Raw genomic sequence first — 12,771 nt, forward strand, 5'->3', positions numbered from 1 at the left:
GCAGGCTATTTCTTTTCCGTCTTCACATTCACCTTTGGAATCAGAATGATCATGACAATGATGCCAAAGGCGATCAAGATGCCAAAAATGATTGGCAGAAGCGCCGATCTCTGCTTTTCATGATCATCGCCAGAAGGAGTTGATACAGCCGAATCGCTGAAAGAGATATTCATCTCTTTCATCATACGAGCTGGCGTTTTAGGCGGATTGTCTTTCAGATCACTAAAAATTTGCGGCGAAAGTTGACCACCAGAGGTCTTAGGCGGGTCAGCAAAGTGAATGTCCGTTTTGACTTTAGATGTTGTTTTGCTTTGTTCGTATTTCGTTTGATCCCTCAATATACTCGAATTAATATTGAGGTTCTTTTCTTGATATTCATTCGGCTTGACATTCGTATCCGTATCTTCACCTGTAGCAGCAAAAGCAGCAGGACTGAGGAGAAAAAGGGATATGACACCAAGTGCCATCCCTTTGACGAATAGATTAAGCCTCATGAGTGACATCACGTTCCTCTGTTTTGTCTTTCCATAGCTTCTTCACTAGTGGAATGACCATGAACAATATCGTTAAAATCAGTAGCCCTGTGATGCCCATACCGAAGTTGTCTCCATTTCCATATTGGATGGACAGATACACGTCTGTCACTGGATTTGTAAAATGGAAGTTTGGCATGACCAAATCAATTAACGGTGCAACAAAGAAGAAAATAAGCGCCGTTGCTGCCATCCATCCGGCAATTGAACCGAAAAGGAAAGCTGTGCGAATAAAGGCAGAGCATGCCACTAGCAGCAAAATCGTAAAGATCGACCATTGAATGGCTTGGTCATCAGCTAGTTTGTAAATGTTGAGTCCAAACAGACTGATCATGAGCCCGACTAGCAGATTTAAAATACCAAACAGTGCACCTTTGACCAGCATTGGCGCTGACGCATAGTACGAGCTAAAAAAGCCAATCAACAAACTGCTGATCATCACAATAACCAAAATGACTACTGGCGGTACAGTCTGCGTTTTTTCTTCTGGCACATCGCCGCTAATTTTCAGCGGATTGGCTAAATGGTTATACACATAGTTGCTGTTGCCTTGATCGTCTAAAGTGTTGCCTAAAATACCCTTTAAATCTTGTTGAACAAGCTTCGTAGAATTGACATTCTTACTCCAGTTTTCGTTCAACGTATCTGCTTTTTCTTGAACGGTTGTGACACTTTCTTCAATATTATTCGTATAATCCGCCACCCCTTTTTGGCGGTCAGTTAACGAACTCATATTTTCAGAAAGACGAAGCACTTCCTGACCAATTGAATCCTGTGCACTCACAACAATCGAACTGCCCGCAAGGTCTGCCGTATACACAGCATCTCCTTGATCAGCCATTTGTTCAGCTACTGTGTCCGCACTTTCAGAAATGGCATTTAACTCCTGTTCCATGCTTGCCTGCTGAGTCGAAATGTATTCTGCGTAGCCATCTGAGAATTTTTGCATCTCATCAATAAAGGTAGACACATCATCATTTGACGTCAGCATTTGATTTTTGAGTGTATCCCAGTTTTCCGTTTCTTCTTTTTTGATGGAAAGGATGGACTGGATTTCATCTCCTTTTGTGTCTAGTAGAGATGAGTTGTTTGTTGGTTGATATAGATTCCCAAGCATCATCTCTAGCTGAGACAGTTGATTGGAGTATTCCATTAACTTTTTGGTGCTTGTTGAATTTGTTTTAAACTCTTGATCAAATATTTTCGTATTCACAGTGTTGCCAATCGGCGAGTTTACTCGTTTCAGCTCTTGCACTTTGTTTAAAATAGAGGATTCCTGATTTTTGATTTCATTCGGAATGACGTTATATCGATCTTGTAACCTTAGAATCATCTTTTCAAGCTTCTCTACTTTTTTCGTGAGGCTTTCAAGCTCCTTACTCATTTGACTTACTTTGTCTTTCAATTGGTCGTTATGAGCGGCCGATTTTTCTTGAATCTTCTTTTTCACTTCTTCTAAACGATTAGACAGTGCTTTTAGGTCATCTTTTGATTGATTCGTGCCGCTGTTATCTGGCTGAACAGCATCCTGACCATTTTCACTCTCTTTCTCATCTTCATTAGTAGGAGGTGCAGTCTGATCTTCTAATTGATCGGCTAGATCGTTCATTTCCGATGAAATTTGCGAGAGTTCATTTGTTTCATCATCTAAGTTAATGCCAATCTCTTCTGGGTTCTCGTTATCTTGATCTGATTGCCCGTCATCATCAGGATCAGCTGGCTGCTCGGGTGCGTTGATTAGCTCTTGCCTTTTTGCTTCTAGCTTATTCTGCAAGGCGATGATCTTACTTTTATAGGCCTCTAAGTATTGACCTTCATAATTCTTCAACAGTTCTTCTTGAGACGCCTTCACAAGGTCCGTTAATCCCGACGATTGCTTAGGGATTGCGTCTTCTCTTGCCTTTTGAACAGATTGAATTGCGCTGTCCGTTGTTTTGAGCTGACTTTGGACCCCATTGATGTCGGTTTTGAGTCCGCCCATTTGATCGCTAAAGCTGCGGGCATTTTGGTTTTGGATCTCCGCAAGCTGTTTGAGTCCTTGCTGGATTTGTTTTTTACTTGTCGATTGCGCTTTGATCAAGAGATCCTTTTGTTTGTCTTGATACTGCTGATATTGATCGACTACTTTTACGAAATCCTTTAGCTGGCTTTTCGCTTCTTCTGTTGTACTTAAACCGTCTTTATACTGTTTTTGTGAATCGGCCATCGCATTTTTTAGTTCTTCTATTTGTTTCTTCTGCTGCTGGACGGCATCAGATAGTTTGTTTGAATTTGGCTTATAGAAGTTGTACATCGTGTTTTGGAATTCGACCTCTTTGCCAACAATATGCTCAAACTCTTCTCTGACATTGCCGATTTCCTGTGATACAAAACTCCAATATAAAGTCGACATTTGTTCATTCATTTTCTTTTGAGCATTTTCTAGCTCTCTTTGTACTTTTTCTTTATTCACTGCATTGAGCTGATCTTGGATTGAGAATTGGATAGATGCCTTCTCTGGATGATCCTTATCATAGCTCAGCACATTTTTAGAGAAGTCAGATGGAATATAGAGAACTGCATCGTACTTTCTATTTTTCAGGCCATTTTCTGCCGCACTTCGATTGACGACTGTCCATGTGTAATCTGGACGCTCTGATAATGCCGCCACCACATCCTGTCCAAAACGAGCGGTATTTTCACTTTCGCTCGCCCCCATATCTTCATTGACCACGGCTATGTTACGTGTGGCATTCTTTTTCTGTTTTGCCGGATCATCCCCAATGAGATGGAAAAATAGAACCGGCAAGACGAGAATCAGTATCATGGTAGACACGATTTTGATGGAGCTTTTTTGCTGCTCTGTCATTGAACACTCTTCCTTTCTACCGCACATAAAGGAACCTGGATTTTCTTCTCTTTCCCGTTTTCAACCAAATATCCGAAGCCTGGCTGAATCTCTGGTTCTTGTCTTGCATACGGAAGCGGTATGATGTTTTGCTCTGATTTTTTCATCAGTAACATGGCATGACGAACTTGTTTGATTTCGTTTGTGAGTGCATCATAGCCTTTACTGAATTCGGTATGATTTCCTGACGCGATCAGGCTAAAGCCTAAGTGTGCATATGACTTCATGAAATCAGCCAATTGATCTTGAAGACGTGGGTCGATTGTCTGCTGAAAACGCGTAATGCCATCTATCACAAGCACAATTTGAGAGAACGACAACTGATCAGTCTCTCCACGGCGCACAGCTTCGACGTACATCTCTTCACGCACCTTGAATAAACGATCTATTTCCTCTGCCCATTCTGTGATATCATCCTTTGTTTCAAGGTAATCAATGTTCTCTTCTTTTGCATAATGAGAGAGCCCCCGATCAATCGAATCAAAGACGGCCAGCTTCTCAGGTTTTGCTACTAATAGCTGATCAAGCATCAGTTTGGTCACATTTGTTTTCCCTCGCTGCGTTTGACCGATGATGAGGCAGTGTTTATTCTTCTTCAAGTCAAAGTAAACAGGTGCAACAGATTCCTCATCTAGTCCGACTGGAATGTCATACGGCTGTTTTTGTTCTTCTAAGCGACTCTCTAGCTCCCAAATGGTCAGCTTATCAGGAAGCATTGGTACAGGTTTTGGTTTTTCAGCTGATTCAAAGCGAGCATCTAGAAGCTGGATCTCTTGTTTTAAATGCTCAAACAATTCGAGATCATTCTCTCCTTCAACTGGCAGGAACATTTGGGCAAAGTAAAGCTCTTCTTTGTTGATAATGACTCTGCCTGGAACTGGCTCTAAGCTGAATTTCGGTCTGCCAATAATGGAGTATGCCTCTCCTTGATCCATTAAATAATGGACAATCTTTGTTTTCAAGTTGTTCATAAGCGATTGGCGTACTGCGTTGACACGAGTCGCTGTGATTAAGAAATAAATGCCCAATGATTGTCCATCACGGCTTAACTGAATAAATTCAGATTCGAGTTCATGCATTTCGTCTTTCACAATGTCAAAGTTGTCAATCACGATAAATATGAATGGAAGCTTTTTCTCATTCAACGCATTATACATTTTGATATGACTCATTTCCTGCTGTCTAAATAAACGCTTGCGATATTCAACCTCTTCACGCAGACGCTTCATCGACTTTTGAATCTTCCTCATTTGATCCATTAAGAAATAATCAGCCGTATGCGGAAGTTTGGCAAGCGGTAGCAAGGTGCCGTTACCGAAGTCATAAATATACGCATGCCATTCTTCAGGTGAATATCTTTCTGCGAAGCTCATGAGCAGTGTTGTTGCAGCAAGTGATTTGCCGTAGCCGGATGAACCGAAGATGCCAATATTTCCATCCTCCATCATTTGATACGATAGTGGATGCTGGCTTTGCTGATCTGGCTCATCGACAAGAGCAAAATGGAAAACGTGCTCTTCACTTGATGCATAACGTGTTTTTGGAATCCGCTCTTCAAGCGGTGGAAGCCATGGACTCGGAAGCTTTTCAATTCCAAGCTCCTGCTGCATACGTTCAATTTCATCCACAACAGCGGAAATTTCCGTCACTGTCTCTTTTTTCACAGCTGGCTCTGTACTTACCCCTGATAATGGGATCAGTCCAGTGTCCGTTACAATGGCGATGTCATCTTCTGATCCGTAGCCATCTTCCATATACGGTGCACCACTCCAAGCCGACTGGAATAATTCATAGATTTCATTGTTCCCCACTTGTAAATATCCACGACCTGTCACGGTAATCGACGCTGCATCACTATTTTTCAAAATTTCCTTACTGTCTGATGCATCTTGTACCTTTAATGCGACTTTAAAGCGGGAGTTACTCCAAATTTGATCATCAATGACCCCGCCGGGCTTTTGTGTCGCCAAAATGAGATGGACACCGAGACTTCGTCCAATCCGTGCGGCACTGACAAGCTCTCTAATAAAATCTGGCTCTTCACTTTTTAATTCAGCAAACTCATCAGAGATTAAGAACAAATGAGGCATCGCCTGTTCCGCCTTTTTCTCTTTATAGAGTTTCGTATAGTCATTGATATGATTCACATGATACTGATCAAACAAGCGCTGTCTTTTCTTCAGTTCACTTTTAATAGAGGCAAGCGCTCTTTCACTAAAGTTTTTGCTACCTTCAATGTTTGTGATCGTACCAAGTAAGTGCGGAATATTTCGGAACGGCTGCGCCATTCCGCCTCCTTTGTAATCAATAAGCAGGAACGCCACTTCATGCGGGTGAAAGTGAACAGCCAAGGATAAAATATACGTCTGTAAAAACTCACTTTTTCCTGATCCCGTTGTTCCTGCTAACAGACCATGCGGTCCATGTGCTTTTTCATGCAGATTCAGATCGACAATATCGTTTTTTCCTTTATAGCCGATAGGCACAGATAATGACTTTGCTGTTTCAGATGTCAGCCATTTTTCACGAATGCCAATGTCATCTACCTGTTTGGCATGAAACAGGTCAAGGAAGGAGACCGTTTCTGGAATCGAGTTGGTCATCCCGACTTGATGATCTAATGTTCTTAAGGTTCTGGCAAACAGCTCATTGTCCGCTCGCTCATGTGCATCCAGCTGAAATGGAATTCGTACGGCCTTCTTATGCTGAATGAGAATATCTCCTTCTTCTTCGTTAATGTAACGAACAAGCGTTGAAATATTTTCAGCCAAGCTTTCCTTTGTTTCTGCCGCAAAGATAATTGAGATGCCTAAATCCGTCCGGCTGCCTTCTAGGTATTCTAAAATCACATGTTCCGCAATGAGTTCATGGTTTGTCACGATAAACACAAAGTGAGGCGTAAAGATTTTTTTCTCTTTTTCCTCTTCCAGATCACGCTCTCGCAAAATTTCATAAATAGAAGACAAAAGCTGATCACGTGTTTGTTCGTTGTATATAAACCCTTTCCCGTATGTATGAGGAAGTTGGAAGTGCGGCAGCCATTTCATCCATTCCCAGTTCTCATACTCCTGTTCATTAAAGATAAAAACAAATCTCAAATCATGATAGCTGTGCGAGAAAGCAAGCTGACCGACAAGCTGGTGAAGTTCATTTTTGACAATTGCCGGTTTTCCTATTAATCCGGTTGGACCGTCCGCAAGACCGAACGTAATCGGTACATCTTTTACCTCGCGATAGACGTTTTGCATATGCTGGGTTTGTTCCATTAAATCATCGATGTCACGATTGGCCATATCGCCGCCGCTCGTCGATAATTCATAACTTGAAGGAACTGCACCTGTCCCTAGACGCAGCTGTAAAAAATCATCACTGACAAGTGTCTTTTCCCAAATACGCCCGCTAATTTCTGACGTCAAATATTTCATTTGTTCAAATGATGGATAATGATACGTTAAAATAAATTGTTGACGGTCATACAGCTCTTGCAGCTCTTTCCGCTTATTTTCTAAGTAAAGAGAGTAAACGCGTTGCCGCTTCTCTTCTCGTCTTTTGCGCTGTGATTTCTCTTTAAAATATTGAACGGACGATGTAATTAACGTCATAATAAACATTGCCATCGACACGACAATAAAGATGCCTCGCGGCTGTACAAGGGCCACGATCCCCATGACAATCAGCATGACAAGCGGCGGGAGAACTACAAGCCAAAGTCCTCTGCCGTTATTTTCACTCTCCTGTGAAGGAAAGCTGAAAGACACCCGGTCATCTGGCAGATCGTAAATCAAACGCGGTGTTCGTCTGTATAAAGGATATTTTTGTTTCGTTTCGGTACTCGGCGGCCTTGTTTTTTCTAAACGTGTTTGAAATGGTTCAAATGCTGTTACTTGCAATAAATCATCATCTTTCAATGACAGCGTCAAAAAGTTCCAAAACAGCTCATCTCCAGCAAGAAGCTGCTGTGGACCGTGCAGCTGTTTCCCGTTCACATAGATCGTTTCATCTTGGGGAATCACATACCAAGTGCCTTCTATTTTTTCCAACGTGAAGGATTTGGCATCTTGAAACATTGAATGGGCTTCTTCTTTCCACACATCCGCTTCATCTATTTCTTCACTTGAAATAGTCACTTCGACTCTATTTCCTAGGTAATAAATGGTTTGATCATGATGTGAATCCATCAACATGAGTGTGAGTGAACCAACCTGATATGGTTCATGTGGAAGTAAGTGACCTTTCTTTTTTTCGCCCTGATAAAGAGAAAAGCCGTCATTCGTTTCATCTGGAGATAAACGAATCAATCCTTCATCAAACGAAAGGGAAGGAATCGTTACTGTATGCTCTATTTCAGGTCCAATCACAGCTTCCCGGTTGAACTGCTCATCTAAACGGACGGTTTGATAATCTTCCTCATAAAAAACCCATAGAAGACTCAAACGCTCCACCTCCTCATCGGACAGCACCAACTGTCAGTTGTATCGAAAGAATTATTTTTTCTCATCTTTTTTCGTCTGAGAGGTTTTCTTTTTTGCATCAGATTCTTTCTCTTTTTTCTCCTGATCGGCTTTTGACTGCTCTTTTTGTTCAGCTGTTTCATCTGTTTGGCTTGCATCTGAGGAGTCATTGGTGCTCGTCTCCGTTGTTTCTTTTTCTTCATACTTCGCCATTTCCTTAATGATTGGATCTAGCTGTTTTTGTTTTTCTTCAGCAGATAGGCTGTCGTCATTTTGAATTTCATTGCGGTAGGCGACGAGCGCTGTGAATATGTATCGGTCGTCCCCGAGCACCCTTGCAATATCCAGGGCTTCCTTGCTATTGCCTTGTCCAATATGAATCCAGAACAGGAAGTATTGCGGGTCTGTCTGCAATGTGTACGTATCCGTGATTTCTTTTTTGTGCTGGTCAAGCAATAGATTCCCTTGATTCGTTTGCACATACGAAATGGCCAGTTCATATTGAAGAGAGACTGGCATTTGATCGGCTTTGTATTTTTCGAGCGTATCCACCACTTGGCTGTACTGTTTGTTGAGATAATATTTATTCGCTTCCACATACGCTTCTTGTTTCGGCATGGCGAAAAAGAACGTGTAAATGGTATACACCAATGCAGGAATCAAAAGAACAAGGAGACCAAGTCCAATGTATCGTTCGATCTTCCATTTCTTTTTTGGAATGGTTAAGAGCGTCTTTTCTTTTGCTTCGATGGCTTCTATTTTTTGTTGAATCAAAGCAGACAATTCTTCCAGCGACTGTGTATCACTTATTTCCTTTGCCTGCTCAGATAATTTCAACGTATCATGATAAGCCAAATATTCTTGAAACTGATATTCATGGTCCACCACTCGAAGAATGACGGCTTTGACCTCTTTTAACAAACGTTGTTGGTCGGTTTCATATGGCGGGATGCTTTCTTTGACCCCGTAATGCAAAAATGCAGGCGCTAAGCCTTGATGAAAAACAATGTTTTCAGGAGAAACAATAGGATGCAGCCGCTTCACGTCGTGTTTGCACACTGCATCGACAAGCTGGTATGAAAAAATCCATTTGCTTTTTTCATCCTTTGCATGGATGAAACGAAATTCCTGATAGGCAGGAGGCGGTTGAATCGAAATGATGACCTCACCTTCGGTTAATTGGATCTCTTTTTTAAATGAAGGATTGATGTCTTTAATCGGTGCCGCTTCTAAACCGTCTAAGAGTTTAATTGTCTCTCTTTGAAAAATGAAGGTGTAAGTGCCTTCCTCTTTTTTCATGACTGCTTCTAATTGTTCTTCTAAATAGGAACTCTTTTTATCTGCCATTTACAAAAGTCCTTTCATAGTATTTCCAGCCTGTCTCCTGTGGTGATTCCACAGTCTGACAGCTTATATTCGCCTGAAAACACAGCTTTCTTATTGACTACACGCACCCATCCGCCATCTCGTTTAGGTAGTGAGATTTGTTTTGCCTGCCAGGCGATATGGATGACTTGTTTAATATGTAAATAATTTGATAGTCTCAAATCAAACACACTGCCATCATAGTTTTTTAAGTCGATGGTAATATCGATATACACAAATTTCCACCTCACAAAATAGAAAGAGCGCCGGCATCAACTGACAGACTCGGCGCTTTTTCTGCTTTTCACACTTAGAAAGGAAATCCCTTTGATTAGCCGCGGATTTGGCTAGCGATGTCTTGGTCAGTGCTTTCAAGTGTATTTGCAGTTTGATCAAGCTGATTGCTGACATCTGTTAATAGATCAGACATTTTGATGAATGAAGGTTTAAGCTGTTCGTATTGATCAGCAAATGCTTCACTAGAAGCACCTTCCCACATTCCTTTTAGGTCAGAGATCATTCTATTTAGACGATCAACTTGGTTTAACACTTCTTGACTTTCAACACCATATTGCTTAGCGGTCGCTCTTAGTTCTTCTGGGGTTACGCGAATAATTCCTGACATATTCCTCATTACCTCCCGTGCATAGCCGCCATATAATGGGCTAATCCACTTATTTTTTGACGTTATTATTATAAAAACAGAAATGATACACAGTCAAACAAATCTGTTTTTATTTTACAAAATGAGTCTATAGAATTACTGTTTTTTCGCTCTTTATCTAGTATTTAACAATTTTTTGGTCATATATTCTTAATAAAAGAGCGTGCACTTCGATGAATCTTTCCGCCTATTGATTTTTTACTACATTATTATTGTACTATTTCTTTTTGTGATCAACGCATGACCAATGTGCTCATTTCTCAAGCTTTTTGTTTTTTTAATAATTATGGCATTTTCTTGTTGATTTACGTACCTGATTCTCTTCATAATGTAAGTACGTGAAATATTCGAAAAAGCAGGGGTTTTTTATGACAAAAAAGACAGATCCATTTAAGTATAGCCTTGATCGTTTAGAGGATGTGGCAGACCAAATTAGTGATGTGCTCAATTGCCCTATTACTATAGAAGATACTCATCATCGATTATTAGCCTATAGCACACATAATGATTTCACTGATCCCGCCAGAACTTCAACCATTATCTCCCGCCGTGTACCGGAAAAAGTCATTAATCGGCTTTGGAAAGACGGTATCATTCCTACACTCCTTAAAACAGATGAACCGCTTCGCGTACCTCAAATTGCAGAAGTCGGTCTATCCAGCAGGGTTGCCATTTCCATATGGAAAGACAAAGAGGTGCTCGGTTTTATCTGGGCAATTGAATCCACGCAGCCTTTTTCAGATGAAGAAATGGACCTTCTCAAGATGGCAGCACATGCCGTGAAAAACAAATTACTCAATTTACAAATTCGAAAAACGAAAACAGAAGAACGCAATCAGGAGCTATTTTGGAAGATGCTCACAGGACATATTCATGAAAAGGATGAGATGCTTGATCTCTTCTTGAGGCTTGGGATGAGGTGTCCAGACACGTATGCGATTATTATTTTTCGCCTTCGTGATGAACTGACAGAAGATACGGAAAAGAAGCTCTCCTATCTGCTTGAAACAACGCAGCAAGTGCAGGTGCTGTTAACGACTGTTGATTTTAACGAATTCATTATTCTTGTCTCGCCAAAAACAGAACATCCGCTTCAAGATATTAAACAATTCACAAGCGGCATGCTAAAGCAGTTGTCTGATCGGTATCAGCTCCATGACGTTCAAGCGGCCATTGGTGGAATTTACGATCACATTACTCATATTCAGCCATCCTATAAAGAAGCACTGGCCGTCTTAAAAACAAAAGAACGCTTTCCTGTGGAAACAGAACGATTAAACAGCTTTTCTGAACTGGGAATTTATCAATACTTAGATGTGCTGGCTGAAAAACGAAAGGGATCGTCTTATTCCAGTTACTCTTTATCAAAGCTTGAGGATTACGATCTCAGGCATCATTCCAACCTTGTCGAGACCCTTGAACGATTTATTGATTGTGACAGCAACGCCAATATCGCCGCAAAGCAGTTAAATATTCATATCAACACATTGAATTATAGACTGAAGCGGATTACGGACATTGCAGAAATTGATTTAAAAAACATGAATGAGAAAATGACTATTTATCTTGATATGAAGCTAAAAAACGTCCCTTTGTGAAATTTCACAAAGAGGCGTTTTTTAATTTTTTCATTCAACCGAAGAATTTTCTAAACTTTCAGGATACACTAGACATACAATATCAATAGATAAGCATAGGAGGAATTGATATGATCATCGGCATTCCGAAAGAGATTAAGAACAATGAAAACCGGGTCGCATTAACACCAGGAGCAGCATCTCAATTGCTTTCAGCTGGACACCAGATTTTAATTGAAACGAACGCTGGTTTTGGAAGCGGATTCACTGATGACGATTATGTATCTGTTGGTGCAGAGATTCTTGATCAAGCGAAAGATGTGTGGGCATCTTCTGATATGATTATGAAGGTAAAAGAACCATTACCAGAAGAATATGCTTATTTCAGAGAAGGTCTGATCTTATTTACGTACTTGCACCTTGCAGCAGAGCCCTCCTTGGCTGAAGCATTAAAACAAAAAGGTGTAACAGCCATTGCTTATGAAACGGTAACGGACGGAAAATCACTCCCTCTATTAACGCCAATGTCTGAAGTTGCAGGTAGAATGGCTGCTCAAATTGGTGCTCAATTTTTAGAAAAGCCAAAAGGCGGAAAAGGCATTCTGCTCGCAGGCGTGCCAGGAGTATCGAGAGGGAAAGTCACCATTATTGGCGGCGGTGTCGTTGGAACAAATGCAGCGAAAATGGCGATCGGACTTGGCGCAGATGTCACTCTTATTGATGTAAATGCGGAACGATTACGTCAGCTGGACGATCAGTTTGGTCATCAAATGAAAACGTTAATGTCTAATCCTGTTAACATTGCAGATTCAGTGAGCGAGGCAGACCTGCTCATTTGTGCGGTTCTCATCCCAGGTGCCAAAGCTCCAACCCTTGTCACAGAAGAAATGGTGAAACAAATGAAGCCTGGTTCTGTCATTGTCGATGTAGCCATTGACCAAGGCGGGATTGTGGAAACAATCGATCATATCACAACACATGATCAGCCTACTTATGAAAAGCACGGCATTTTACATTATGCTGTTGCCAATATGCCAGGAGCGGTTCCGAGAACATCGACAGTTGCTTTAACAAACGTCACGGTCCCATACGCACTGCAGATTGCAAATAAAGGCGCTGCAAAAGCGATCAAAGAAAACAAGGCGATTGCTGAAGGCGTCAATGTGATGAACGGACATATCACCTATGAAGCTGTCGCTCGTGATCTCGGCTATGATTATGTGCCTGTTAGTAAAGCCCTTGAAACCTCTTCCATGACCGAAGCTTAATATCTAGCCCGCCCTTTTCAGGGGCG

Annotated in this window: 8 protein-coding genes; 2 read left to right on the plus strand and 6 right to left on the minus strand. The window is 41.2% G+C overall.

All coding sequences use genetic code 11. The features are described from left to right. Positions 1-5: 5 nt before the first annotated feature. From essA to ACTJKA_RS11715, 6 genes are all read right to left on the minus strand, one after another. Positions 6-503, minus strand: coding sequence for a type VII secretion protein EssA (gene essA / locus ACTJKA_RS11690; protein WP_017358933.1), 498 nt, complete (start codon positions 501-503; stop codon positions 6-8). Beyond that, complete coding sequence (esaA, locus tag ACTJKA_RS11695) at positions 484-3,381, minus strand: type VII secretion protein EsaA (protein ID WP_440607768.1); 2,898 nt, start codon at positions 3,379-3,381, stop codon at positions 484-486. The genes essA and esaA overlap by 20 nt, the downstream gene beginning before the upstream one ends. Continuing rightward, a complete protein-coding gene (essC, locus tag ACTJKA_RS11700; RefSeq protein ID WP_206115699.1) occupies positions 3,378-7,853 on the minus strand; it encodes a type VII secretion protein EssC in 4,476 nt (1,491 codons plus the stop codon). Before essC ends, esaA begins: the two co-directional genes overlap by 4 nt. Positions 7,854-7,904: 51 nt before the next feature. Next, a complete protein-coding gene (gene essB, locus ACTJKA_RS11705; protein ID WP_007500453.1) occupies positions 7,905-9,218 on the minus strand; it encodes a type VII secretion protein EssB in 1,314 nt (437 codons plus the stop codon). Between the two features lie 14 nt (positions 9,219-9,232). Beyond that, on the minus strand, positions 9,233-9,472 hold the full coding sequence (locus tag ACTJKA_RS11710; protein ID WP_008345897.1) for an EsaB/YukD family protein: 240 nt from the start codon (positions 9,470-9,472) through the stop codon (positions 9,233-9,235). Between the two features lie 95 nt (positions 9,473-9,567). After that, complete coding sequence (locus ACTJKA_RS11715; protein ID WP_003213769.1) at positions 9,568-9,861, minus strand: WXG100 family type VII secretion target; 294 nt, start codon at positions 9,859-9,861, stop codon at positions 9,568-9,570. A 407-nt stretch (positions 9,862-10,268) separates the two neighbouring features. On the opposite strand from ACTJKA_RS11715, the gene ACTJKA_RS11720 reads away from it, so the two are divergent. Together ACTJKA_RS11720 and ald are read left to right on the plus strand one after the other, a co-directional pair. After that, positions 10,269-11,498, plus strand: coding sequence for a PucR family transcriptional regulator (locus ACTJKA_RS11720; protein ID WP_007500450.1), 1,230 nt, complete (start codon positions 10,269-10,271; stop codon positions 11,496-11,498). Positions 11,499-11,608: 110 nt separating this feature from the next. Next, positions 11,609-12,745, plus strand: a complete 1,137-nt coding sequence (gene ald / locus ACTJKA_RS11725) for an alanine dehydrogenase (protein ID WP_017358929.1) — start codon at positions 11,609-11,611, stop codon at positions 12,743-12,745. Positions 12,746-12,771: the final 26 nt, after the last annotated feature.

This window comes from Bacillus sp. 22190, assembly GCF_052045575.1.
In the GTDB taxonomy this organism is placed as follows: Bacteria; Bacillota; Bacilli; order Bacillales; family Bacillaceae; genus Bacillus; species Bacillus altitudinis.